General features: G+C 67.9%; 21 protein-coding genes and 3 pseudogenes. 12 read left to right on the plus strand and 12 right to left on the minus strand.

Annotation, left to right across the window (positions count from 1 at the left end):
- Positions 1-26 precede the first annotated feature (26 nt).
- Together O1Q96_RS26070 and O1Q96_RS26075 are read left to right on the plus strand one after the other, a co-directional pair.
- A pseudogene (locus O1Q96_RS26070) lies at positions 27-393 on the plus strand (transposase); the annotation flags it as partial.
- A 63-nt stretch (positions 394-456) separates the two neighbouring features.
- Positions 457-1,056 (plus strand): hypothetical protein, encoded by a 600-nt coding sequence (locus O1Q96_RS26075; RefSeq protein WP_269253723.1) that lies wholly within the window; start codon positions 457-459, stop codon positions 1,054-1,056.
- A 122-nt stretch (positions 1,057-1,178) separates the two neighbouring features.
- On the opposite strand, the pseudogene O1Q96_RS26080 reads toward O1Q96_RS26075, so the two are convergent.
- Positions 1,179-1,436: pseudogene (locus tag O1Q96_RS26080) on the minus strand (MBL fold metallo-hydrolase); the annotation flags it as partial.
- 413 nt (positions 1,437-1,849) lie between these two features.
- A complete protein-coding gene (locus O1Q96_RS26085; RefSeq protein ID WP_269250459.1) occupies positions 1,850-4,432 on the minus strand; it encodes an excinuclease ABC subunit UvrA in 2,583 nt (860 codons plus the stop codon).
- A 233-nt stretch (positions 4,433-4,665) separates the two neighbouring features.
- On the opposite strand from O1Q96_RS26085, the gene O1Q96_RS26090 reads away from it, so the two are divergent.
- Together O1Q96_RS26090 and O1Q96_RS26095 are read left to right on the plus strand one after the other, a co-directional pair.
- Positions 4,666-5,046, plus strand: coding sequence for a VOC family protein (locus tag O1Q96_RS26090; protein WP_269250460.1), 381 nt, complete (start codon positions 4,666-4,668; stop codon positions 5,044-5,046).
- 139 nt (positions 5,047-5,185) lie between these two features.
- Positions 5,186-5,962, plus strand: a complete 777-nt coding sequence (locus tag O1Q96_RS26095; protein ID WP_269250461.1) for an MBL fold metallo-hydrolase — start codon at positions 5,186-5,188, stop codon at positions 5,960-5,962.
- A 41-nt stretch (positions 5,963-6,003) separates the two neighbouring features.
- Here O1Q96_RS26095 and O1Q96_RS26105 read toward each other — a convergent pair.
- Positions 6,004-6,537: pseudogene (locus O1Q96_RS26105) on the minus strand (MsnO8 family LLM class oxidoreductase); the annotation flags it as partial.
- Between the two features lie 111 nt (positions 6,538-6,648).
- Entirely contained in the window at positions 6,649-7,416 is a 768-nt protein-coding gene (locus O1Q96_RS26110) for an MBL fold metallo-hydrolase (protein WP_269250462.1), read from the minus strand.
- 86 nt (positions 7,417-7,502) lie between these two features.
- Here O1Q96_RS26110 and O1Q96_RS26115 point away from each other — a divergent pair, with 86 nt between their 5' ends.
- Positions 7,503-8,120, plus strand: a complete 618-nt coding sequence (locus tag O1Q96_RS26115; RefSeq protein ID WP_269250463.1) for a CGNR zinc finger domain-containing protein — start codon at positions 7,503-7,505, stop codon at positions 8,118-8,120.
- 178 nt (positions 8,121-8,298) lie between these two features.
- Here O1Q96_RS26115 and O1Q96_RS44650 read toward each other — a convergent pair whose 3' ends face one another.
- Positions 8,299-8,505: a hypothetical protein gene (locus tag O1Q96_RS44650; protein ID WP_419586949.1), complete on the minus strand. Its 207-nt coding sequence runs from the start codon at positions 8,503-8,505 to the stop codon at positions 8,299-8,301.
- A gap of 202 nt (positions 8,506-8,707) precedes the next feature.
- Complete coding sequence (locus tag O1Q96_RS26125; protein ID WP_269250464.1) at positions 8,708-9,271, minus strand: TetR family transcriptional regulator; 564 nt, start codon at positions 9,269-9,271, stop codon at positions 8,708-8,710.
- Between the two features lie 93 nt (positions 9,272-9,364).
- Here O1Q96_RS26125 and O1Q96_RS26130 point away from each other — a divergent pair, with 93 nt between their 5' ends.
- Both O1Q96_RS26130 and O1Q96_RS26135 read left to right on the plus strand, forming a co-directional pair.
- Positions 9,365-10,219: an SDR family oxidoreductase gene (locus tag O1Q96_RS26130; protein ID WP_269250465.1), complete on the plus strand. Its 855-nt coding sequence runs from the start codon at positions 9,365-9,367 to the stop codon at positions 10,217-10,219.
- A gap of 55 nt (positions 10,220-10,274) precedes the next feature.
- On the plus strand, positions 10,275-10,574 hold the full coding sequence (locus O1Q96_RS26135) for a cytochrome P450 (protein ID WP_269253724.1): 300 nt from the start codon (positions 10,275-10,277) through the stop codon (positions 10,572-10,574).
- A 37-nt stretch (positions 10,575-10,611) separates the two neighbouring features.
- On the opposite strand, the gene O1Q96_RS26140 is transcribed toward O1Q96_RS26135, so the two are convergent.
- The gene (locus O1Q96_RS26140) at positions 10,612-11,733 is read right to left on the minus strand and encodes an IS630 family transposase (RefSeq protein ID WP_269250241.1); all 1,122 of its coding nucleotides are present in this window, start codon (positions 11,731-11,733) and stop codon (positions 10,612-10,614) included.
- Between the two features lie 446 nt (positions 11,734-12,179).
- Here O1Q96_RS26140 and O1Q96_RS26145 point away from each other — a divergent pair, with 446 nt between their 5' ends.
- Positions 12,180-13,148, plus strand: coding sequence for an AraC-like ligand-binding domain-containing protein (locus tag O1Q96_RS26145; RefSeq protein ID WP_269250466.1), 969 nt, complete (start codon positions 12,180-12,182; stop codon positions 13,146-13,148).
- Positions 13,149-13,508: 360 nt separating this feature from the next.
- Here O1Q96_RS26145 and O1Q96_RS26150 read toward each other — a convergent pair whose 3' ends face one another.
- Both O1Q96_RS26150 and O1Q96_RS26155 read right to left on the minus strand, forming a co-directional pair.
- Positions 13,509-14,786, minus strand: a complete 1,278-nt coding sequence (locus O1Q96_RS26150) for a prolyl oligopeptidase family serine peptidase (RefSeq protein WP_269250467.1) — start codon at positions 14,784-14,786, stop codon at positions 13,509-13,511.
- A 256-nt stretch (positions 14,787-15,042) separates the two neighbouring features.
- On the minus strand, positions 15,043-15,447 hold the full coding sequence (locus O1Q96_RS26155; RefSeq protein ID WP_269253725.1) for a MerR family transcriptional regulator: 405 nt from the start codon (positions 15,445-15,447) through the stop codon (positions 15,043-15,045).
- Between the two features lie 80 nt (positions 15,448-15,527).
- Here O1Q96_RS26155 and O1Q96_RS26160 point away from each other — a divergent pair, with 80 nt between their 5' ends.
- Positions 15,528-16,337, plus strand: a complete 810-nt coding sequence (locus O1Q96_RS26160) for an alpha/beta fold hydrolase (protein WP_269250468.1) — start codon at positions 15,528-15,530, stop codon at positions 16,335-16,337.
- Positions 16,338-16,485: 148 nt separating this feature from the next.
- On the opposite strand, the gene O1Q96_RS26165 is transcribed toward O1Q96_RS26160, so the two are convergent.
- Positions 16,486-17,115, minus strand: a complete 630-nt coding sequence (locus tag O1Q96_RS26165; protein WP_269250469.1) for a hypothetical protein — start codon at positions 17,113-17,115, stop codon at positions 16,486-16,488.
- Between the two features lie 64 nt (positions 17,116-17,179).
- A complete protein-coding gene (locus O1Q96_RS26170) occupies positions 17,180-19,321 on the minus strand; it encodes a glycoside hydrolase domain-containing protein (RefSeq protein ID WP_269250470.1) in 2,142 nt (713 codons plus the stop codon).
- A gap of 1,128 nt (positions 19,322-20,449) precedes the next feature.
- Between O1Q96_RS26170 and O1Q96_RS26175 the strand changes: the two genes are divergently transcribed.
- On the plus strand, positions 20,450-21,415 hold the full coding sequence (locus O1Q96_RS26175; RefSeq protein WP_269250471.1) for an alpha/beta fold hydrolase: 966 nt from the start codon (positions 20,450-20,452) through the stop codon (positions 21,413-21,415).
- A gap of 258 nt (positions 21,416-21,673) precedes the next feature.
- A complete protein-coding gene (locus O1Q96_RS26180) occupies positions 21,674-22,201 on the plus strand; it encodes a TerD family protein (protein ID WP_269250472.1) in 528 nt (175 codons plus the stop codon).
- 273 nt (positions 22,202-22,474) lie between these two features.
- Here O1Q96_RS26180 and O1Q96_RS26185 read toward each other — a convergent pair whose 3' ends face one another.
- Positions 22,475-23,098, minus strand: coding sequence for a hypothetical protein (locus O1Q96_RS26185; protein ID WP_269250473.1), 624 nt, complete (start codon positions 23,096-23,098; stop codon positions 22,475-22,477).
- A 414-nt stretch (positions 23,099-23,512) separates the two neighbouring features.
- Between O1Q96_RS26185 and O1Q96_RS26190 the strand changes: the two genes are divergently transcribed.
- Positions 23,513-24,697, plus strand: a complete 1,185-nt coding sequence (locus O1Q96_RS26190; RefSeq protein WP_269250474.1) for a lactonase family protein — start codon at positions 23,513-23,515, stop codon at positions 24,695-24,697.
- The last annotated feature ends 132 nt before the right edge of the window (positions 24,698-24,829 follow it).

Consider the following 24,829-nt stretch of genomic DNA (forward strand, 5'->3'; position numbering starts at 1 on the left):
GGTGCTGATCAAGAGCGTGTTGGGGTGTGGACGCACAGGAAGCGAACCGCATACGGGCGACGTCGGGGTTCTCCACGGCCGATGTGTTCGCCTCGGTGCTGCGTGAGGATCAGCGGGCGAAGGGCGACTGCCATCTGCGGGGTCTGATGCTGGACGGCCGCCGCGAGTCGATCCAGGCGATGGCCTCGCGGCGGCCGGACGGAAACGAGCAGAACGTGCAGCAGTTCGTGAACCAGTCCACCCAAGATCCGGTGCCGGTGCAGCGGCGTATCTGGGCCACGGATGCCGCCGCTGGTCGCTCCGGCGGCGTGGGTGATCGACGACGTGACGGTGCCCATGGGCGGCCAGATGTCGGTCGTCAGGGCCCCGCAGTACTGCGGGGCCCTGGGCAGAAACCGGAAGGCACCCCAGGGGCGGGTCGTGAGAGGGTGCGGTTCGAACCAGCAGAGGGGGAAAATGGGGCTGACCTACGGCTACGACATTTACCTGCGTCCCCGAAACGTCGCCAGGGCGCTGGCCAATTTGGCCGAGCTGGCGCCACCGTCCTCTCGCGTGCCACCGCTCGAGGTCACCCTGCCCGGCGGTGACCGGCTCGTCCTCCCGTTCACGTCCCACTTCGAGAGCGAGCCGGTCGACTGCTCCACGAGCAGCACGCTCGAGCTCGACACGTCCCTCATGTTCGACCTCGATGACGCGCTGCGCGAATTCGCGGGGACGGGCGGCCATCAACCCGGGGCGGACGGGCGCCTCCAGATCGGGTACATCTACGCGACGATCCGGTTCGCGTCCTTCCTGCACCCTCATTACGCGTCGATGGAGTTCTGGGCGGCAACGTCGGGGATGAGCCGCATGTTCGCGCGGTCGGCGCGCGTCAGAGAGGCGTTCACCGGCCTCACCGACGCCAGCGACGGAGTGTGCTGCCTGTTCGACACCGGCGACGGCGGCCCCGAGCAAGTGTGCTGGCTCAACGGTGAAACCACCCAGGAGACGCTCTCCGGTGCCCGCTTTCCAGATCGACGAGCGCTTGTGGCGACTTGGCCGGAGCCCGACCAGTGAGCATCGGCGCGCCTTGAGCGACAAATCCCCGGGCGGGCCATCCAGAAACAGTCTTCGGGTGAAGCCGCGCGCCCTTGGTTGCCGTCAACAGCGAGCCCTCGGGTAACGACTGAAGTTTGGTGCTACCGGGCGAAGCCGAGGCGATCGGTCAGGCCGGCCAAGGTGAAGGCGGCCTCGATTTCGGTCCGGCCTTCCTGGAAGTGGGCCCAGCTGTCGAAGTGTGCAGGGACGACCCGCCGTGCGCCGAGGATCCTCGCGGCCTCGGCGCCCTGGGCACTGTCAAGGGTGAGCAGACCGTTGTCGAAGGCGAAAGCCATACGGGCGCCCTCGAGGAAGAGGATCGCAGTGTCGACGGGAGCGAATCTCTCGGCGATCTCTTCTCGCTGATGGCGCTGGCCATTCGGGACCTTCCAATTGCTGGAGCTCGGGTTCTTGGGGAGCCGGGCGGTGCGGCAGACCGGCCGAGGGCCGGTCCGCCGAGGATCCCGCGGGAGGTCGACGCGCCCGACTACCAGGGCACGGTCCAAACCCTGGCCGAGTCGCCCGTCGTCAGGGACGGCCGAGCCGTTCAGGGTGGGCGCACCACAAGCTGCACCGTCGTCTCGCCGTCCGGCAGGGAATCCCGCCCGCTCCCCGCTCCACCTGAGCAGCAAGGACGGCCAGTCCCCTGCAGGTAGCCGGCCTCGTTGCGGCGCAGACCCAGCACCATCGGACCGCTGAACCCGCTCTGCGGGGCGGTCGCAAACGAAGCGAACAGGCCGAGTCCGGCAGCCGGGGCTCGGCTCTGCTCGGTCTACTTCCTCGTCGGGTGCAGGTGGTCGCTGAGGTAGTGGGCGGTGACGCTGTGCGGATCATGCGCAAGGTCGTCGGGTGTTCCCGTGGCGACGATGGTGCCGCCGGCGGTGCCGCCTCCGGGGCCCATGTCGATGACGTAGTCGGCGTTGGCGATCATGTCCAGGTCGTGCTCGATGACGATGACGGTGGCGCCGTTGTCGCCCAGTCGCTGGAGGACGTCCAGGAGCGTGCGGATGTCGAGGGGGTGGAGGCCGACGCTGGGTTCGTCCAGGACGAACAGGGTGTCGGACTGGTTCCGGGTCAGCTCGGTGGCGAGCTTCAGTCGCTGTGCCTCGCCGCCGGAGAGGGCCGGGGTGTCCTCGCCGAGGGTGAGGTATCCGAGTCCGAGGTCGATGAGGGCTTGGAGCCGGGTTCTCACGCGGCGGATGTCTCCGACCTGCTCGATCGCCTGCCTGACGGTGAGGGCGAGCAGTTCGGGCAAGGAGACTCCCTCGTCCGGGTTTCCGGAGGCCGGGCGGACGATGTCGGTGGCTGCGGGGGCGTACCGGGTACCGACACACGCGGGGCAGGCGATGTTGACGTCGGGCAGGAACTGAACGTCCAGGGAGACCTGCCCGGTACCTTCGCAGCGGGGGCAGCGCAGGGAGCCGGTGTTGTAGGAGAAGTCCGCGGCGGTGAGCCCCCGCTGCTTGGCCGCGTCGGTGGCGGCGTACGAGCGGCGCAGGTCGTCGAGAATGCCGCTGTAGGTGGCGACGGTGGAGCGGACGTTGACGCCGATGGGGGTGGCGTCGACCGTGTTCACCCGGGTGACCGCCTGCGCGTCCACCGCGGTCACATGTCCGGGCAGCGCTCTGCCCGCGGCTTTCGCCTGGATCGCGGGGATGAGGCTTTCGAGGATCAGTGTGGTCTTGCCCGATCCGGACACGCCGGTCACGGCGGTCAGGCGGCCCCGGGGGATGTCGACGTCCAGGGCGTGCACGGTGTGCAGGGGCTGCGTGGAGAGGTGGATGCGGCCTTGGTCGAACATCGTGTCGCGGCCGGCCCGCTGGCGGACGAGGACGGGTTCTCGGCCGGTGAGGAAGCCACCGATCAGGGAGTCGGGGTTGTTGCCGAGAGTCATGACGTCGCCGGTGGCCAGGACGGTACCGCCTTCGGTGCCGGAGCCGGGGCCGATCTCGATGAGCCAGTCGGCTTCGCGCAGGACTTGGACGTCGTGGTCGACGAGGACCACGGAGTTTCCGTCGCGGAGCAGGTCGCGCATGACGCCGAGCAGGCCGTCCACGTTCGAAGGGTGCAGGCCGATGGAGGGTTCGTCGAGGACGTAGAGCACGCCGGTGGTCTGGTTGCGTACGGCGCGGGCCAGTTGGACGCGTTGCCGCTCGCCGGTTGACAGGGTGGAGCTCGCCCGGTCCAGGGCAAGGTAGCCGAGGCCGAGTTCGACCAGGCGGCGGGCGGTCTCCAGCAGGGTGGCCACGATGTTCCGCGCCATCGGGCGCATCTCGGACGGCAGGGCGTCCGCGAGGGTCGGGGCCCAGGCGATGAGTTCGTCGAGTGTATGGGCCGTGGCATCGGCGAGGTTGATGCCGTCGACGAGGGTGGCGCGGGCCTGCTCGCTGAGCCGGGTGCCGTGGCAGGCCGGACACATCTGGGAGCTGATGAACCTGTTCACACGGTTCAGTCCGCGTTCGGTGGTGGCTTTGTTCAGGGCCTCTTCCACGGCCCGGCGGGCGTTGCGGTATGTGAAGTCCAGCTCGAAGAACTTTCCGTTCTTGGACCGGACACTGATGTGCCGCTGCTCCGCGGGGCCGTGCATGACGATCTCTCGCTCGTGTGCGGTCAGTTCCGCGTACGGCACGTCGGTGCGCACCCCGAACTCGGCGACGACCTGTGGCATCACCGTCAGCCCGAACATCGACCACGGGGCCACCGCCCCCTCAGCGATGGTGCGTTGCGGATCGGGGACGAGGGCTGCTTCGTCGACTTCCCGGACCATGCCGGTACCGGTGCACTGCGGGCATGCGCCGTCCGAGTTGAACGCCAGCGACTCCGCGCCCGGCGGGTAGAACGTCACCTCGCACACAGGGCAGGTCAGGTCCAGTCCCGCGGCCACGTCGATCGTCGGGGCCTGCCGGTGCCCGTTGGGGCACAGGTGTGCTCCCAGCCGCGAGAACAGCAGTCGCAGGACGTTGAGCAGCTCGGTCGACGTGCCGAAGGTGCTGCGCACCCCGGGCACTCCGGGCCGCTGCCGCAGGGCGAGGGCCGCGGGTACGTGCTCGACGCTGTCCACCGACGCGCGCGGCGCCTGCGCCATACGTCGGCGGGTGTACGTGGACAGCGCCTCGATGTAGCGGCGTGAACCCTCCGCGTACAGCACGCCCATCGCCAGCGACGACTTCCCGGAGCCGGACACGCCTGCCACCGCGACGAGTTGGCGCAGGGGCACCGTCACGTCCACGTTCTTCAGGTTGTGCACCTTCGCCCCGCGCACCTGGATGGACAGCGGCGGATCCGCCGCGTCCGTACCTCGTGCGCCGGGGTCCCCGGCCTGTCGGCCCTCGCCCGTTGCCTCGTCGTGCGCCATCGCTGCTCTCTCCTGAGCGTGTCGTCCGAGGGTCTTCGGCCTCTGGAACAGTGGATTTCTCCCAGCATCCGCAAGATCAGCATACATGGAACATGAATCTATGGAAGTTGCTTCCATGGAATGTATATACGTAGTCTGAGTCACGGCAACTTCGACAGGCACCTGCCGATCCCCCGGCCGCATCGTGCGGAGATTACCGATATGTCCCATTGAACGTCACCAAGGAGAGTCAGATGTCCGGTCCCGCCTTCAACTCCGTCGCCTGGTTCGAGATCGGCACCGGCCAGCCGGAAGCGGTCAAGGAGTTCTACGGCCAGCTGTTCGACTGGACCTTCCAGCTCAACAGCAACACCCCCGGCGTCAACTACCACGCCGTCGTCACGCCGGGCGCCCAGCAGCCCACCGGCGGCGTGTGGGAATCGGAGGGGAGGTTCCCCGACTACGCGGTCTTCTACGTCCTCGTCAAGGACGTCGCCGCGACCGTCCAGCGCGCCGAAGAACTGGGCGGGAAGGTGCTCATGACGCCGATCACCGACGCCGCCGGCCTCACCTTCGCGCGCCTGGAGGACAGCGCGGGCCACCACTTCGGCGTGTTCTCCTCACCCGCCCCGTAACACGCCCCGCGGGCGGCGGGCGGCCCCACCGCGCGTCGGTCGCCGGCGTGCCGGCCCTGTGACAGGTCCGGCACCGGTCCGCCGCACAGTCTGGCGGTACCGCCAAGAACCTAAGCGTCCGCAACCGGAAGGATCCCGAATGCCCAGCGCCACCAGCGAGAAGACCCCCGTCCACGTCTACGGCGGCCCCACCACTCTCATCGAGTACGGCGGGCTGAGGTTCGTCACCGATCCGACCTTCGATGCCCCGGGCGAGTACCCCATGCCGCTCCCCGGCGACCACAAGCTCGTGAAGACCGACCCCTCCCCCGTCACCGCCGCCGACCTCGGCACCGTCGACGCCGTCCTGCTGTCCCATGACACGCACGAAGACAACCTCGACGACGCCGGCCGCGCCTTCCTGCCCAAGGTCCCCGTCGTCTTCACGACCGAAAGCGGCGCCGGCCGCCTCGGAGGCAACGCTCACGGCCTCGCCTTCTGGGAGACCGCCGAGCTCCGACGGCCCGACGGCGGCACCATCACCGTCACCGGCCTTCCCGCCCGGCACGGCCCCGAGGGCTGCGAGCCGATTACCGGTGACGTCGTCGGCTTCATGCTCACCTCCCACGACCTGCCCTCGGTCTACGTCAGCGGCGACAACGCCAACCTGGAGCACGTCAAGGAGATCGCCGAGAAGTTCGCCCCGGTGGACACCGCGGTCCTCTTCCTCGGCGGCGCCCGCATGCCCTTCGCCTTCGACGGTGCCCTGCTCACCCTGGACAGCGCCCTGGGCGCCGAGGCCGCCAGGGTTCTCGGTGCGCGCCGGGTCGTCCCCGCTCACTACGACAGCTGGGCCCACTTCCAGGAGGGCCGCAAGGAGATCGAGGCCGCGTTCTTGGCGGCCGGTCTGGCCGACCGCCTCGACTTCGCCCGGTAAGCCACCGCACATCCGCCGAGACGGCACCCGCAGGGACTGCGCTCGGTCTCGCGCAGGAAGCGGGCGGGGAGCGCGCACTGGTTCACTCCGATGCCGATCGCCTTGACGACGCCTTCACCGCGCAGCCGTTCCAGCGCTGGGTATGCCTCGGTGGGAGCCTGCTCGGCGTGGTGGCGCAGGGCTGCGGCCGCGGCCTGGTTTGGTACCGGGAGAACGGCCCAGGCCGAGGTCGATCCAGTTCGGGGCGAGGGCGTGGAGCAGGCCGTACTGCTCGGCGACGATCAGAGGGGGAGGTTGGGCGGCATCACTCCGCCCGACCCGAGCCGCAGCCGCGTGGTGTGGGCGGTCAGCCGGGCCAGCAGGACGGCGGGACTGAAGGAGGGCAGGCCGGGCATGGAGTGGTGCTCGGTCACCCAGTAGCGGGTGAAACCGCTCCTCTCGGCGAGTTCAGCAAGGGCGATGCTGCCGGACAGGGCGTCGGCGGCGCCGATGCCACGGCCGGCCAGGGCCGTGTCGAGGACGGACAGCGGCGCAGGAGCAGATCCGCGGGCCGTGCCCTTGATCGGGTCGTTCACGGTGGATTCCTTCTAGGGCGCGCCAGCACGGTGCGGGATGGGCCGGGCCGGGGCAGGAGAGAGGCCGCTGTGTGCGCTTGTGACGCACCGCAGCGGCCGGGGCGTACGGAGTCAGGCCAGTTCCACGCGGTCGATCAGTCCGGCGGTGGTGAAGGCGTCCACTAGCTGCTCGCGGCCCTCGGTGAAGTGAGCCCAGCTGTCGAAGTGGACAGGCACGATCCGGCGGGCGCCCAGGATGCGGGCGGCCTCGGCGGCCTGAGCGCTGTCGAGGGTGAGCAGTGCGCGGTCCAGCACGGGGGTGCGGACCGCGCCGGCGAACAGGACAGCGGTGTCCACCGGGCCGAAGCGGTCGGCGATCTCGCGGACCAGCGGGAGCTGGGCGTTGTCGCCACTGACGTAGACGGTGGGCAGGCCGTCACCGCACAGGACGAAACCGACGACCTCGCCGACGACCGGTTCGAGGTCCTCGCGAGCCCCGGGACCGTGCAGGGCCGGAACGCCGGTGACGGTGACCGTGCCGCCGCCGGGGCGGTCGAGCTCGATGGACTCCCAGTCCTTCAGGGGGCGTGCGGTACCGCCCAGTCGCCCCGCGCCGCTGGGGGTGGTCAGGGTCAGGGGTACGTCGGCGAGCAGGGTGCGGCCCGAGGCATCGAGGTTGTCGTCGTGCTCGTCGTGCGACAGGAGCACCACATCGATGCGGCCCAGGTCGGCGGGCGCGGCGGAAGCGGGCGCGGTCTTGGCCAGCCCTGAGGGGTAGGTGCCGGGTCCGTCGAAGGTCGGGTCGGTCAGGAACCGCAGCCCGCCGTACTCGATGAGTGCGGTCGGACCGCCGAAAACGCGGACGGGGACCTGTTGGCTGGACGCGTCGGTAACTGTCATGACGAGATCACCTCACGGATAGATTGGCTTACATCCGTGACCATAGGCGTTTGTCACGGAAGAAGGCAAGCTGTAACGTGAGATGCGTGAGTGAGACTGACACCGCCGCCACCGTCGGCACTGTCGACGCAGGGCTGCCGCCGGCGCCGGGCGCCGAGCACTACCCCGCGCTCGACCTCGCCAACAGCGCCATCGCCCTGCCCGGCGGCCAGTTCCTCGACGCGTTGGGCACGCCCTCCGGCGCCAGCCAATGGCTGGTCGACCACAACCTGGCCCCCGCGGACGCCGGTCTGCAGGAGATCTGCGCGGCACGCCTGCGCTCCCTGCGCGAACAGGTACGCGCCCTACTCGCCGCGCAGGTCGGCGGACATCCCGCTCCCGCCACCGCGCTGGCCGCCGTCAACGACGCCCTCACCAGGGTCCCCACCGCCGCCCCACTCGGCTGGGACCCGGTCCGAGGTATGCACCGCACCGCCCCGCACCCCATCGACCAGATCGTCGACCAAGCCCTCGGCATCCTCGCCGCCGACGCAGCCGACCTGCTCACCGGACCCGACGCAGAACGACTGACGGCCTGCCCCTCCACCCCCTGCAACCGCTACCTGCTGCGCGCCGGACGACGCCACTGGTGCTCGGTCCGCTGCGGTGACCGCGCCCGCGCAGCCCGCGCCTACGCCCGCCGCACCCAGACCACCCCCAACTGAGTTCGGCCACCCGCACCCCGCCGACGGTTCACGAGACCCGCGCCGGGGCGCGGTTTCGCGCACCCACAAGCCCCCGGCACGGAGGGCACACCTCACCCTCAAGCCCGCCCTGGTCGTACCCGGCGACGGAGATCCCTTCATCCCCGGCGAGAACACCCCCATCTGACCCGCAGAGGCATCAGCGATAGACCGTCACGATCCCGATGCGGAAACCCGCCGCGCGGCGGGCACAGGTGTCACCGCAGCGCAGGTGCGCGAGGACGAGCAGAGCCGCAGCCGGGTCGGGTACGGCCGCGGCCAGCCACCGGACGGGCGACGTTGACAGTGGGGCGCCGCGCAGCCTCAGTCCGAGCTGGTCCGACAGGAGCAGCTGCGCTCGCTCCATGACCTGTCGGGGTGGTCCTCATAACGCAGATCGGCGACCCAGCGGGCCGGACGTCGGACGTCGGGCGTCGGGCGTCGGGCGTCGGGCGTCGGTCACAGAGTGGGCGGCATGGATACCGGGTGTCATGACCGTCCTCCTTGCCGGACAGGTGATCCGGACACGGTGATCCGGACACGCCGTGGCGATGCAACAGGGTCTCTGCTCAGCCCGCCAGCAGGGCTGTCACGGCAGTGACGACGGTGTGCTTGCGCTCAGCGAGCGTGGTCCGGTCCATTGACTCGGGGAGGGGCGGCGCCACATCGGTGGCCAGCTGCGCCAGGCTGAGAATCATGGTGAGGAGGTCCGCGGCGGCGTAGGTGGTGGTGAGTCTGTTGTCGGCCTGGGCCGCCTCGATCTGGGCGATCTTGTCCTGCTGTGACGTCCGGATCGCCTCCGGAAGGTGGCGGTCGCCTGATTCGAGCCGGTGCCATGCGGTGAGTCGGAGGACTTCGGGGTGCTGGGCGTAGTAGTCGGCCAGCGCGCCCGCGTAGGCGGGCAGGGCGTCGGGAGTGAAGGGGATCGCTTCGACCAGGCGGGTGGCCAAGGTGCCGTAGACGGTGTCGAACAGCTCGCTCTTGTTGCCGAAGTAGCGGTAGAGCAGGGCGTTGTTCACTCCGGCCGTGGCGGTGATCCGGTCCACCCGGGCACCGGCGATGCCGTGGGCGGCGAACTCGGCGACGGATGCGTCGAAGAGCTTGCGCCGGGTTTCCTCTGCGTTGCGTGCCATGCGGACAGCCTATGTAAGTAACTACCTACTTGACAATCGCGGACCCTTCCCTGCACCCTCAAGTAAGTAACCAGTTACCTACATGGAGGACTCATGTCCCGCACCATCGTCATCACCGGTACGTCCAGCGGCTTCGGCAAACTGTCCGTTGAGCGGTTCGCGGCCGATGGCTGGAACGTCGTCGCCACCGTCCGCAAGGACAGCGACCTGACCGCCCACGAAGGACTGCCGAACGTGCGCACCCTGCTCCTGGACGTCGACGACGAACAGGCCGATCTCGCTTTCGCCGACCTCGCCGTGAAGCAGTTCGGCCGTGTCGACGCGCTGGTCAACAACGCCGGCTACTACCAGGCGGGGCCCCTCGAGGGCACGACCATGGACCAGGTCCACCGCCAGTTCCAGACCAACGTCTTCGGCCTCGTCGCCCTGAACAAGGCGTTCATCCCGCACTTCCGCGCTCAGGGCTCCGGCGTCATCGTCAACATCGGTTCCATCAGTGCCGACCAGGGCTACCCCTACACCTCCGTCTACGCGGCCTCCAAGGCAGCCGTCGTCGCCCTGAGTGAAGGGCTCAGCCTCGAACTCGCCGAGTTCGGCATCACCGTGAAGACCGTGCTGCCCGGCAACATGGACACCCGTATCTTCGACAAGATCGACCAGGCGCAGGAGACACCGGAGGCCTACCACGCATCCATCAACGCCTTCTTCTCCGCCAACGTCATCCGCTCCCACCCCCGCCTGACCGCCGACGTCATCTACGAAGCCGTCACCAACGACAAGCCCGCCAAGGTCCGCTACTACTCCGGCCCGGACGGCACGGCCATCCCGCGCGCCAAGCAACTGCTGGGCCAGGACTGGTACTGGCAGGAGTTCCAGGCGGCGAACAACGGCAACCCGAGCGCCATCTGGCAGGCGCTGATGCCCGCCCCACAGGCCGCCGACCGGTAAGTAACGCGGGGAAGGCGTCACCGACTGGCGCCTCTCAGGCGCCTCTGCCGAGCACATCGCTGAGGAGGTCGCGGTCGGCACCCTCCTCAACATGCTGGTCGCAGGCGAGGACACCACCGCGGCGACCGCGGCCTGGGCGCTGCACTACCTGTCGATCAACCCTGTGGTACAGCAGAAAGTCCGGGCCGAGTCCGCGCAGGTCCTCAGCAACGTCGGGCAGCCGTACGACCACGCGGTCCTGGAATGGCCGACGTCGCGGCCCGCACACTGCACCAACGCATGTCCTTGCCGGACGTCCGGACGTCCGAGCGGCTCCGAGGCGCCGCGCGTGTGTTCAGGCGTTCCCAGACGCTGACCTGCTGAAACGTTGCTCGCCGTCGGCGGAAAGACTGCTAGTGTCCTGCGCCAGAGATCCGTCGGCAGAAGCGGGCGAGGGAGTCGAGGATCTCTTCGGCTGTCTTGGTCCAGATGAACGGCTTGGGGTCTTCGTTCCAGTCCTTGACCCAGGCCCGGATGTCGGCTTCCAGGGCCTGGATGTTCTTGTGTGCGCCGCGGCGGATCATCTGGTGGGCCAGGTAGCCGAACCACCGCTCGACCTGGTTGATCCAGGAGGAGCCGGTCGGGGTGAAGTGCAGCTCGAACCGCGGGTGTTTGGCCAGCCAGGCTTTGATCGCAGGGGTCTTGTGGGTGCCGTAGTTGTCCACGATCAGATGGACCTGCAGGTGTGCGGGCACCTCTTTGTCGATCCGGATCAGGAACTTCTTGAACTCCGCGGCCCGGTGCCGGCGGTGCAGGGCAGTGATGACCTCACCCGTGGCGACGTCGAACGCGGCGAACAAGGTGGTCAGGCCGTTGCGGACGTAGTCGTGGGTGCGCCGCTCGGGCATGCCCGGCATTATCGGCAGCACCGGCTGGGACCGGTCCAGGGCCTGGATCTGCGACTTCTCGTCCACCGAGAGCACCACCGCACCCTCAGGAGGGTTGAAGTACAGGCCCACGACGTCGTAGACCTTCTCCACGAACAGCGGGTCCGTCGACAGCTTGAAGGTGTCCGCCAGATGCGGCCTGAGCTGGAACTGCCGCCAGATCCGGCCCACGGTCGACTTCGACAGGCCGCTGTGCTGGGCCATCGATTTCCTGGACCAGTGGGTGGCGTTCTTCGGCAGCTGTTCCAGCGTGGTGACCACCACCGCCTCCACCTGATCGACGCTGATGGTGGGCGGCCGGCCCGGCCTGGGCTCGTCGACCAGCCCGTCCAGCCGCTCGGCGAGAAAGCGCCGCCGCCACTTGCGGACCGTGTCCGCGGCCACCCGAAGCTCCCGGGCGACCACGACGATCGGCGGTACTTCCGGCCCCGCACACGCCAGGACAATCCGCGCTCGCAGGGCCAGGGCCTGGGCCGATGTCGCCCGACGCGTCCACCGCTCCAGCTCCGCCCGCTCCTCCGCGGACAGCAGCAACGGCTCCAACTTGGGGCCCCGACGAGGAACTGACGCACCAGCAGTAGAAGTCACACACCAACTAACGATCAACTACTGGCGCAGGACACTAGCGGGCGATGGCCGATTCTGCAGGGGGCAGGACCCCGGTTCGCAGTGACGGCCGATACGGAATGAGGCCGAGCCATGGGGGTGTGGGCAGAACCTGCAGCCTCTGCGAAATGGCGCGCATGCGACTCCCCTTTCTCTGGCCTCGCCCGTGGACCTTTGCCTGAGGAGCATCGTGCGCTTCGGACTTTGTCATCCGTTGCAGGAAACTTTGCCGGTGGTGCACCACTGCAAGTTGGCGCCGCATCAGGCAAGGGCGGGCCCTGCGTGTGCCCGTCGAAGCCGTTGCACAGCGGGATCAATTCCCGCGAGACTGATGCCGGGAGCCGTCCGTGTCGAGGGGGACTTGTGAGGGATCGGGCCGAGGTACCGCCAGACCGGCTCTGTGACCGACGCGGACGAGGGGCTGCCTCATGAGCCCGGTCCTGGACACCACGTTCATACCGCCGCAGGACCGGAAGGAAGTGGTCCGCAACGCGGTGTGGGAATCCATGGTGGCAGTCGATATCGACCACCGTCCTGCAGCTGAGGACATCCGCGTTCGCATAGGCCTCGGCACCGTGGGGCCCATCAGGATCTGTTCGGCGAGGGCGACCTCGGTCACGATCCGTCGGACGGAGCGGCTCGCCCGGGTGGACGAGGAACCGGCCGTCACTCTCGGTGTTCAGATGACGGGCAGCAGCCTGGTGGTGCAGAACGGTCGCGAGTGCCTGCTGAGGCAGGGAGACTTGGCCGTCTACGAATCGATCTCTCCCTACACACACCTTTTCGACGAAGGAGTCGACTACCGCTTCATCCGTTTTCCCCGTGCGGCACTCGCGCTCCCCGACCGGTTGTTACGAGACGTCACCGCGGTCCCGCTGGGATCCGACAACCCCGTTGCACGCCTCGCTTTCACCTACTTCTCCCAACTGGCCGTCAGCGACGCATTGCACCAGGGTGTGCACGCGAACGCCGTCGTGGAACCCAGCATCGAACTCCTCCGTGCCGTCCTCACGTCCCAGCACGGCAACTCCAGCCTGGCCAAAGACCCGTTGGAGGCGACACTCAGCCTGCGGATCACTCACTACATCCGGAAGCACCTGGCGGATCCCGATCTGTCGGCGGCACGGATAGCCGCCGCACACGACATCTCCGTACGTCACCTCTACGCGGTCCTGTCCCGCTCGGGCATCAGCCTCGGAGACTGGATCCGTACACACCGCCTGGCCGAATGCAAGCGAGAGCTGGCCGGCCCGAACGGTCGGCTGCGGACCATCGCAGCGATAGGACGAAGGTGGGGCTTCGTGGACGCGACCCACTTCAGCAAGGTGTTCAAACAGGCATACGGACTCTCGCCTCGGGCCTGGCGCGATCAGCACCGCCCCCGCTCCTCCACGTGATGGTCTCCGCGCGGCCGCGTTTCACGTGACCGTTCTTGGACGCTCGGTCTGGGGTCGGGGCAGTGTCGTTGAGCGGACCTGCCCGGCTTGATGCGCAGTCAGGTGACGGAACCATCGGGACCAACCTACGTCCCGGCACCCAGCCCCGCCGGACGGTCCACGGCATCGCGGGTGACCCGTGTGGTTGCCCGTCGCCGTCCTCATACCGCACAGCACTGGCATACCGCAGGGATCACCCACCATCGCCACCCGAGACCCGCCACCCGAGACCCATCCTCAATGGTCAGCAGCAGTGCTATGTGGATGAATGGATGTGCGTGTTGCCGCTGAAGGGCCGAGTCAGCGCACGCGGAATTCCGGTCAATGCCGGTGCTGGGCGGCCATCCACTGCCAGATGTGCGTTCCGTTGGTACTGGGGTCATTGCGGGCGACGTAGATCCACGACCAGTGGCCGGCGAACTGGTGACCGTTCCAGGTGACGTGGTCGTAGAGCGTCATCAGTGAGCCTGGGATGAGGTCGTGCGCGTGGGCGGTGTTGGCCTGTGGATCCACAGTTGTGTCGTCGCGGGAGGCGACGAGCCAACTTGGGGTCGTGATCCTCGCCAGCTCGGCGTCGGGGATCAGCGGTGCACCGCCGGGCGGGAACGACGTGACAACGCCGCAGATCGGCACGGAAGCAGCGAACAGGGTGGGATAAACGGTGGTCATCTTCATGCTCATGTAACCGCCGTTGCTGCAGCCGACGACGTAGATCCGGTCGTGGTCGATACGGTTCCTGCGCGCGACATCGCCGATGATCTCGCGAATGCGTGGAGCAAAGCGGGGGCCGTCCTGCATCCAGGCGGAGGTGCTCTGCGGGGCGAGGACGTAGGCGCCGTTGAAGATGCGTTGCGCCTGGGGGGTGGCGAAGCCCAGGGCGCCCCGGTTGGCTCGTAGCGTGGTCTCGTTGTCGTAGTAGTTGTCGGGGAGTGAGGCGCCCTCACCTCCGCCGTGCAGCCAGACGATCAGCGGGTGCTTGCCTCGTCGGGAGGAGCGGGAGCCGGTAGGCGAGTACAGCCGGTACTTCATTCCCGACCCGGAGACATGGGAGCTGAACGCGTCGACCTCGGGGTCCGACAGACGACGGCCCTGCACGAAGTTCTTGATGGTGATCGATCGGTGATCGCGTAAGGCGATCGGGGCGTGCTGGGTGATGGTGTAGGCGAGGTCGAGCATGACGTTGCGACCCCTGCCCGCGATGTAGCCGAGAGTGCTGCCGCCGATCTGGCCTTCGGCATGGCTCAGGTCGAGGACGATATTGCCGCGGTGGTCGAGCCGGACGGCGGTCACCGTGCGGTCGAGGTCGTACTCACTGAAGATGGCGTCGCCGACGGCGATGGGGATCGGGCTGGTGGCCTTGGCGTGCACGGTGAAGGTGCCGGTGGTCAGACTGGCCGGGTCGATCGGGCCGAGCCGCGTGGTGTTGAGGGTGATCGAGGTGACCTGTTCGCCACCGTCGAGCACCTGGGCGTTCAAGGTGAATCTCACGCTGGTGGCTGCATGGCCGTCGGCATACGCGGCGACGCCGGGCAGGGACAGGCCGGCGGCGGCGCCCGTGCCGGCGGCCAGAATGGTGCGACGGTTGATCGGTGTTGCCATGCGGACTCCTCGAGTGGTGGAGAGGCTTCATCGCGGCCTGCGTACCGAACCCGGCGGCGGGCGCCGCCAGTCGACAGCGGCCCGCTACGTACAGGATCAGGACCGGCAGTGTCATGAGCAAGACACAAGCGAACACCGCCGGCACCTTCCCGGCTCGTAACGGACACGTTCTGCTTCGCTGTTCTCCAGACGATGGCGGTGCGCAGGGCCCTGCCTGGGCTCCACCGCCCGGGCCCTGCGCACCACCCCACCGGCCTCAACTCGCCTCGGCGACGCCCGGCTGAGGCGGCCTTCCCGTCCCGGCTCCCTCAGGGGGCGCGGCGGCGATGATGCTGTCGAGGATCGCGTGGGACGCCTGTAGATCCTCGATGGCGCGGGTGATTCGCTCGCCCTCCCGGCGCAGTTGGGCGAGCAGGTCTGGACAGGTGGGGACGAGACGCTCGTCGTCCGACCGGATGCACGGCAGGACCTGGGCGATCAGAGCGGTCGGAAGGCCTGCCGCCAGCAGACAGCGAATGCGGCGCACCGTCTCGACGTCCGACTCGTTGTAGACGCGGTAGCCGCTGGGCAGTCGCTCGGGCGTCAGCAGTCCTTGCTGCTCGTAGTAGCGAAGCAGCCGCTCATGGACCCTGGTGCGCTGCACCATCTCCTTCATACGCATGCCGCTCGCCCCGTTCCCGTTCCGCTTGCCCACGCCGCCACTTGACTCTGACACTGATGTCGGAGTTTAACGTCGGCGGCATGACCGTTGATCACGCGCTTCCCAGTCCTGAGCTCGACGTCCTTGTACAGGGGCGCGGCCCCGCGCTTCTGCTGGCCCACGGCGCCGGCGGCGGCATTGAGGCGAACTTCGGCCTCGCCCTCGACGATCTCGCCCAGGACCACACCCTCGTCGGGCCGCACTACCCCGGAGCGGGTGCCTCTCCCAGAGCCATCGAGCCCTTGGCCCTGGACGACCTCGCCGATCGCCTGGTCGCGGCCGCCGTCGCAGCCGGCCAGGACTCGTTCGCCGTCCTCGGAGAGTCCCTCGGCAGCGCCGTGGCCGTCCGGATCGCCACACGGCACCCCACCCGTGTCCGGGCCCTCATCCTCACCGCCGGCTTCCCTACCGCAGACCCCGTCCTGGCGCTCGCCGCCCAGCTGTTCAAGTCCCTGGCGGCCGCGGGCCAGTGGAACGACCTGGCACGACTCGCCCTCGTGTCCTGCATGTCCCGCGCGGACCTGGCGGACCTCGAACCGGCCGACCTCGACGCAGCCGTCTCCCAGACCCTGGCCGCGATGCCGCCGGGCATGTTGGACCACTTCGACCTGGTCTCCCGCGTTGACGTCCGGACCGACCTGCCGAAGGTGTCCGCACCGACCCTGGTGGTGGCGCCGACCGGCGACCGGCTGGTGCTGCCCGAAAGTTCGTACCGCCTGGCGGCCGGCATCCCGGGCGCCAGGCTGATCGAACTGCCCGGCGCCGCTCATGTCCTGAACACGGCTGACCGAGCGACCTGGCTCCGCCACGTCCGCGAATTCCTCGCCGCTCTCCCCGCCAGGCCGGCGTGAGCACCACTCCTGACGGATCAGGCCGGTCCGGCCACGAAGTCGTCGGCCGGGCGCCGGGCCGGCCACCGGCTCCTCCGCCACCGGCCTCGAGCAGCTGCGGACCGCTGCCCAGCAGCAGGGGGTGGGCGCCGACTGCCGAGGTCGTGGTTCAGTCGGTCTGGGCGCGCTGGAGGCGGCGGGCCTTGACGCGGCGTGCCGGTGCTGCGGGGTCGGCCACCGTGCCGGCGGTCTGCGCCCGGTACAGGGTGGGTTTGCTGGTGTCCAGTCTGGCGGCGACCCGGGCCAGGGTCTTGTCACCGGGGCGGACAGCGATGTGGAAGTGTGAGGCCTTCACGGGGGCCAGGTCGCCGCCCCAGACGACGGTTCCCTCGCAGTCGGCGAGGATGTCCCGCACGATCTGCTCGTGATGCGGCCACAGGCCTTCGCTGCCGGCCAGTGGATAGGCCCTGGGGTGGAGGGCGATGGCGGTGCCGGAGAGATGGTTGGACTCGAAGTCGGCTCGGACGGCACGGCGGGCTGTGTGGGCGGTCATGCCACCGCCCTCGCCCGAGTCGACGGCGCCGATCTCGTAGTGCCAGCGGCGTGCGACGTGCAGCAGTACCGCCGCGGCGTCACCCTGGTGCAGGGAGACCGACCTGGAGGTCCCCTCGACGCGGTGGACCGCGATGGCGTCGGGATCGATCCGCCAGCCGTTGGCGGAGAGTTCACGGTCCCACTGACCCGTGGGCACGGCGGCGGCGTCGGCTGACGCGGGGGTGGCCAGGGCACTGGATGCCACAGCAAGAAGGCCTGTGCCGGCAGCGGCACTCAGGAGACTGCGTCTGGAAATCATGGGTGGGTCCTCACTCGCCTTGGCCTACAACGGACACACCTGGGTCGCTTCCCTCGCGCCAGATGTTGTGGTCCAGTCCCCAGCCCGACTGGAACTCGTACTCGAGGATCTGGTTGAACGACCAGTTCTCCGGCAGCGGGAAACCCAGGTTCCCTGAGAAACCCCAGGACATGCCGGAGACGAACGACCAGCGGGCGCCAACACCCTTCGATACACGGGTGCAAACGTTTCGGGAGCCGTAGACACCGAAGACGTACCGGCCTCCCAGTTCGGCGAGACCGGCCTTGACGCCTGTGAAGTAGGGCGCGATGTGGCTGACGATCTCCTCGTCCGTCGCGTCGTAGTCGACTCCGAAGTAGATGCATGTCCCGGCGCCGATGCCATGCTCGGCGGCTTTCTGGTGTGCCTTCTTCCCCTGGTCGTAGCCCTTGTCGTAAGTGAAGTTGGCGAGTTGGGTGCCGTCGTACTGGAAGATGGGGAAGAATCTCAGACCGGCGTCCAGAATCCGCTGCGGCTCCCCGGGCTTGAGAGCCTTGCCTCGGTAGTCCTCGTCGCCAGGGCTGAGATGCTCGTCCAGATAGCGACCGACGATGTGATAGCCATTGGCCTTCAGCAACCGCCCACGCTGCAGGGTGATCTCGGTGATGCAGTCGCAACCGGTGGCATCCCGCGTGGTGTCACCGGACGACACGAGGAGCTGAGCCCAGGTGGTGTAGTCGTTGTGGCCCGTGACGGGTATCTGGGAGAACGCCTGGAATGCTTGCAGCCATCCAAGGTGGGTGCCGGTCTGGGCGTCGATGCCGATGTCCGCCGCGAGGTATTTCACCTCGCCCTCCGCCCTGTACGTGGGCGAGTTGACGTAGCAGGCGGCGCGGAACAGGTACCGCAGATCCCCCGTGAGGGTGGCCGATCCCTTCCCCTTGAGCGCGGCCTGTGTGCCGGGCCCGAAATATCCGTTGATGGCACTCGCGGCTATGCCGGTCTCGTACTGGATGCCCATCATGAGGCCCTGCTGGACATCGCGGGAATAGATGCCGTCGCAGGGCACGAGCCCCATCGCGGGAATCCCGATACCCGCGACATAGCGGGAGTTCAGCCGCTGCTGGATGGTGCGGACATTCTTGTCACCGCCGGGTACGAGGCGGAACTGGTCCATGCGCAGCAGTGCTTTCAGGACGTGCGGCCACATCTTGTAGACCACCGCACCGCTCGCGTACGTCACGCCCAAGTCGTCGTAGACCTGCTCGATGCAGTCCTCGGAGTCGGACGTCCACTGATCCGGGTGGATGGAGGCCCAGTAGCCCTTGCACCACAGGACGCCGTTGTAGAGGCGGATCAGGTTCTCGTTCTTTTCATCGGCGGGCATCTTCCCGCGGCTCTTCACGGCTTCGAACGTGCCCGGGCCGAAGTTCTGGACCAGGGGAGAGATACCGAGTTCATGCTGGAGAGCCTGGGTGAGCGTCAGTACCGTGGACCAGGCGATACGCCCGTTCTCTGGGCACGCGATGAATCCGGGCTTGTCACCGTAGGTTTTGTTCACCCATTTCTGGGTCCGATACACGTGGATGTCGCCGCCGACCCCCGTCCACGGCGCGGAGGGATCGATGGTGGATCCCGGGCGCGCGTACATACCAAGATCCCCGGGGCAGGCGGTGTCGTACCCGTAGGAGTGGGGGAAGATCATCCCACCGGTCTTCCGCGGGGCCTCGGTGCGCAGGTGATCGATGAGGTCCCTGATGGTGCGCAGCATGGTTTCGTTCACCACGTCGTTGGAGCGAATGAGCCCCACGATCGAATAGAACCCGGTGTTGCGACCCACATCCTCGATGGGCGCCGCGCCGCCCGCGTTGGCTTCACCGCGTTCGTATCCGCGCCCCTGGTAGATGATGCCGTGCGGACAGACGAGAAAGTTGTAGCCGATGTCGCCGAAGTATTTGGGCCAGTGGTCCTCGTAGACGTCCGCGATCGCATTCTGGCAATCCTCCTCCGTCTCCAGGTCGCTGGTGCTCCCACCTCCGAGATAGTGGATGAACACCCCCTTCTCCGGCTTCCAATCCCGCGGTGACCATTCGGGAGGTGCGGAGGCGTGTGCCCGTCTGGCCTCCGTCACGTACTTGCCCCAGGTGTCGCGCTCGTGGATCGTGACGTTCATGGTTCCTCGTTTCGCCGCCGGCCTGGCATGCGCAGGCGCCCGGCATAGGAATTTCGGTATGTGTAGCGCGGTACTTGTACGAAGCCGCAGGCACGTCCCTTGCTCCGGAGCGCATGTCAGCGGTCGTGTCGTCCGTCTTTCAGCTTGATGCCGGCTCGCCTGTCACGTGTGGCCGGTGCGACGGCCTGCCACCTACCGGTGCCGGTGCCGTCGACCTGCTCACCCCTCTGACAGCGGGCAGCTGCCGAGCCGGCGCCGGACGGGGCAACGCCTTCCGCTCGGCGCCCACTGGCACCTTGCTCCGACCGGCCGTTGTACGCCCGCACCCAGTGCCGGATGTTTCGTCACTTCGATGCCGGGGTGTCGCCCCCACTCCTCGGCCTTGGCTTGCCGGATCCGGCGCAGGACCTGCACTCCTTCACACCTCTAACACCTCACACGTACAACGGAGTTCGGTCGCCTCAGGGTGCAGGAGCCCCAGCAGCCCCGCACTCACTTTCGGGCTCACCCGAAATCCCCGCCGCAGCGGCGTTCTCCACAACAGCAGCACGGCCTCCTGCCTCACCGCGAGCACGACCGTCCACTCCCCCACCGCCCTCACGTCAAGTGCCCCGGTGCGCGCCGACCGCCTGTCGTCCGATCAGTCGCCGGAGGTTGAGCACAAGCTGAGTTCTGCAGGCCCCCGGGCCCCCACCGAACTCGGCCGACAGCAACGTGCGGGCGCCCACGGCGGTAGCCGGTGGTCGCCTGTCCCGCTCTACACCCAGCCGCCTTGCAGGACCTGGCGGTGGCGTTCGCGGTTCGGAAGGGTGAGCACCGACGGAGCTTGGGTCCAGGGCGGCCACCCGCAGGCCCTTGGCCTGACGGCCGCCACCTCGGTCGGTCGAGTCGGTGCCGGTCCGGGCGACCGGCCAGAATCCTCTGTTGGCGCTGAACTATGCCCTCACTCCGCACCACCGTCCGGCCAAGCGGAGACGAACGAGGCGTCAAGGGCGATCCGGCTACTGCAAACATTCTCTCGAGGACCTGGCGATCAGCGCAGACACTGAATGTGCGGCTTTCGCGTACATGCCGCCGGCGGGGCCGCCTCACCTCTACTCGAAGTTCATGGACCGTATGCTATTGCACATGGTTGAGCATCGAATGATCGACGCGAACGGGATCCGGCTACACATCGCGGAGGAGGGCGAAGGCCCTCTCGTCGTCCTCCTGCACGGCTTCCCGGAGGCATGGCACTCCTGGCACCACCAATTCGGCCCACTGGCCGCCGCCGGCTTCCGTGTGGTCGCCCCCGACCAGCGGGGATACGGCAGCAGTGACCACCCCGACGACGTGGACGCGTACAGCATTCTCCACCTGGTCGGTGACGTCGTCGGGCTGATCCATGCGCTGGGTGAGGAGAAGGCGTACGTCGTCGGTCACGACTGGGGCGCGCCCGTCGCCTGGCACACCGCACTGCTGCGGCCGGATGTGGTGCTGGGGGTGGCCGGGCTCAGCGTACCGCCGCCGTTCCGAGGGGCGGAGCCTCCGCTCGCCGCCATGGAAACAATGTTCGACGGCAAGTTCTACTGGAACTACTTCAATCAACCTGGCGTCGCGGACGCGGAGTTCGCAAAGGACCCGCGCATGACTCTGCGAAAGTTCTTCTACTCGGTCTCCGGCGACGCCCCCGACGCGGGTGAGGGGAAGCAGCCGCTGGTCGAACCCGGGCGGGGGTGGCTGGAGACGATGCCCGATCCTGAGGTTCTGCCGGAATGGTTCACCGAGGCCGACCTGGACGTCCTCATCGACAGCTTCTCCAAGGGCTTCACCGGCGCGCTCAACTGGTATCGCAACATCGACCGGAACTGGGAGCTGACGGCCGCTTGGCATGGGGCGGTCGTGAGCGTGCCCGCGCTGTATGTGTACGGGGACAGGGATCCGGTGCCTGCGTTCCCGAACACACCTGAACTCATCGCAGCACTCCCGGGCTTGATGCCCAATCTCAGGCGCGAGCCGGTCAAGCTCGAGGGGTGCGGGCACTGGACGCAGCAGGAGCGGCCAGCGGAGGTGAATGCGGCGCTCGTGGACTTCCTCACCGAACTCCGAGGTTGAGCACAGCTGCAGCGATCCACTCCGGGCAACGCTTCTCACCTACCGCATTTCCCTCGCCCCGATCAGCGTGGCCTTCTCGCACGACAGGCCGCGCACGGCGGGGCCGACGACGCGTCAGACGCTGAGGTCCAGTACACGGCCGCCTTTCGGGCCCTCACTCGAGCTGCGGTCCGAGGCTTCAACAGGATGCCCCGGAGCCATACTTGACCATACGGGGACCATCCCGTGGCAACGTGACAGGCGAGAGGCAGTCATCCGGTGAACAGCGGCAAACAGGGTGTGAAAAAGGTCGAGGTACGGCTCAAGTGGGACCCGAGTCCCTGGAATCAGCCACCGCACCACCTTGATATCATCGCCGCGACCTACGCGGCGGACGCCCCTTACGGGGAACCGGTGTACACCGTCCATTTCGACAGCCGCTCACCGGACGGCACCATCAACATGAACCGGCACAGCCAGACCGGTCAGGGCTTCGGCTATGTCGAAGTAATGACCCTGGAGCTTGATCGTCTCGCTCGCTCGTTCGTACGGGTGGTCGTGGGCGTGGTGATCCACCAGAACAGGGGCCGCAAGACATTCAGCGACCTGACCAACGCCGGTGTGCTGGTTGTCGAGGGGTACGAGGAACTGCTGCAGGACGACTTCGCGCGGGTCTTCGCATCCACTGCCACAACGGTCGCGGAGTTCACCCGGGACGCCTCCGCGGCATGGGACTATCACGAGATGATCCGAGGATTCGACAGCGACCCCGTCGTCTTCACCGCGGAGATGGGCAGCGCCCCGTAGCTGGACAGCCTCCCTGCCCGGACCGGCACTCCGCCGCATCGACGTTCGAGACCGACCCCACCCTGGACGCCCTGAAACTGCGCCCGTTGCAGGCGACGAGTCGACTGCAACGGGCCGGTTCGGTGGGAGAGCGGAACCTTCACGTTGCGAATCGTGCCTGATGATCTCGGTCGGGTGAATAGAGCGTCTGGAGAGAACCACGCCGCGCACGAGCACGTGGCGGCAGACGTGGACTCCGCTCAAGGAACCCATCTGCTCGACCCCGGCCTATGGTCACTCTCCAGTCTCGTGGTCGCCCGCTGGGCGGCGAGGAAGCACTCCGCTGGGGGCGCTTTTGCCAGTCCCCCAGACAAGCAGCGCGAAGCCCAGAGCGAAGCCGAGCATCGTCCATACGCCGCGTGGCCAGAAGATGTGGCTGTCGACGAAGGACCAGCCGGCTGCGAGAAGCACTGCCGTGCCGGGAAGTATGCGGGCGCCGTACTTCGGGAACAGCGCGACCGCGGCGGCCGCGATGGCGCCGATGAGGGCGTACGCACCGGCCTGCCCCAGCGCTTCACCCGTGTCGTAGAGCGGGCGCTTGACCGGCCCAAGGCTCGCTGTCCCGCCGGAGTGCTCGACCGCGGTTCCGGCCGAGATACCGGCGACCGCGTCGAGGCCGGTGTAGAAGACCGCGTAGACGAAGGAACCCACCCACGCCACCACGGTGGCAAAGCCAGACAGACCGACTCGGGGCCGATGCCACAACGGCACCAAGAGGCCGACCGTGAGCAGTGGAAACAACGGCAACAGTGCGATGTGCAGTTGTGTCCAGTCTGAGGCCGTCGACCTGGACAGCCCATGCGGATGCGCGATGCCCGCTGCGGCCAAAACCAGCGGGGCGGCGGTCACAATGGCCATGCTTCGGATGGTCAACATGCCCATGAGCGTAGGGGCCTGAGGTCATCAGACCCGGTCGCGTAAGGAGTCCGTAAGACATTTGCCGTTCTCAGGCCGAGTGACTCGGTGATGCGAGGGGCCAGGACTTGCCGGGCGCCTGAGTGCTCGTGCCGCGCCAAGGAGGGCCGGGAGCCGCGTGTTTCGTTGCCTGCCGCAGACAGGAAGCTCTGTCGCTCCGCCGCCGGGACTGTCTTACGAGAGTCTGACACGGCCACCGTTTCGTATCGCAACACTGCTCCCGCGGCCCACTCTGATGCCGTCCGCAGCCGTGGACCGCACCGCGCCGACGCAGAGGAACGACACGTGAACATGCACAGCAGCCACAGGGGTCACCGCCGCTTGGACCAGCCCGTTGGTGTACGGAGCGGTCACCGGGTGAAGTCCCGGACACGGCGCATCGTGATCGGCGGCGGGGCCCTGGCCATTGCCGGAGCGGCCACCGTGGCCGTCTCCCTGGCCTCGGCGAGCCAGTACTCCGGGAGCTCCGCCGGGGCCGACCACGCCGTATTCGTCCAGGGCAACGAGCTGGACGGCAACACCATCCATGTGTTCGCACGAGGCGACGACGGCAAGCTGAGCCCTTCGGGGACCTACGCGACCGGCGGCCAGGGCGGCGACCAGGTCGACGCGCCCACCGACTCCCTGGCGTCTCAGGGCTCACTCGTCTACGACGACGCTTCAGGCATGCTGCTGGCCGTCAACGCGGGCAGCGGCACGGTGACGTCCTTCCGCGTCGACGGGCAGCAGCTGAAGGACCGGCGCGTCGTGGACTCCGGCGGCCAGTTCCCGGCCGGCTTCGCGGTACACGGCAAGGTCGCGTATGTCATGAACGCGGGTGGCGAGGGCAGCATCCAAGGCTTCAAGATCACTGGCGGGGGGCTCAAGCCACTGCCGGGGTCCCACCGTTCGCTGGGCCTGGACAACGAGGACATCCCGCGCTTCGACACCTCACCCGGTGAGGTCGAATTCGCCCCGGACGGACGCACGCTGATGGTCACCACCAAGGGCAGCAACACTGTCGAGGTCTTCCCGATGAAGCGCAACGGCCTGCCGGCCGTCGCCGAACCTGTCGTCAACAAGTCGGCGGGCGGCGTCCCGTTCGCGATCAGCTTCGACAGGACCGGGAAGCGGATGCTGGTCGCAGAGGCCGAGAAGTCCACCGTCACCACGTACAAGGTGAGGCGCGACGGTCGGCTGAAGGTTCTTCAGAAGCCGCTGGCCAACGGCCAGGAGACGCTGTGCTGGCTGGAGCGCGCGGGCAACTACTTCTACGGCGGCAACACCGGCAACTCCACCGTCACCGGATATCGCATGGACAAGCACGGCAAGCTGGCTCTGACCAACGAGGTGGGCATCGCCGCCCCGCCCTCCGCCAACTCGCAAGGCGTCATCGACCTCGCCGTGACGGAGGACGAGAAGTTCGTCTACGTCCAGAACGCCGTCTCCGGCACCGTCGACGGCTTCCGCGTCGAGACCAACGGCGCCCTCACCAAGGTGACCACGGCCAAGGGCCTGCCCGCCTTCGACGAGTCCGGCATGGAAGGCATCGCCGCCGTCTGACACGGACCGACCTGTCACGGAACGTCCAGTCATCGCAGGGTTCCGGAGGAACCCCCACCGGGCGCGGTGTCCGCCAAATCACCGACGGCCTGCAACTGCCAGAACGCCGGCTGCTGAAGCAGGAGTGGTCGG

This window comes from Streptomyces aurantiacus (assembly GCF_027107535.1).
Lineage (GTDB): Bacteria > Actinomycetota > Actinomycetes > Streptomycetales > Streptomycetaceae > Streptomyces.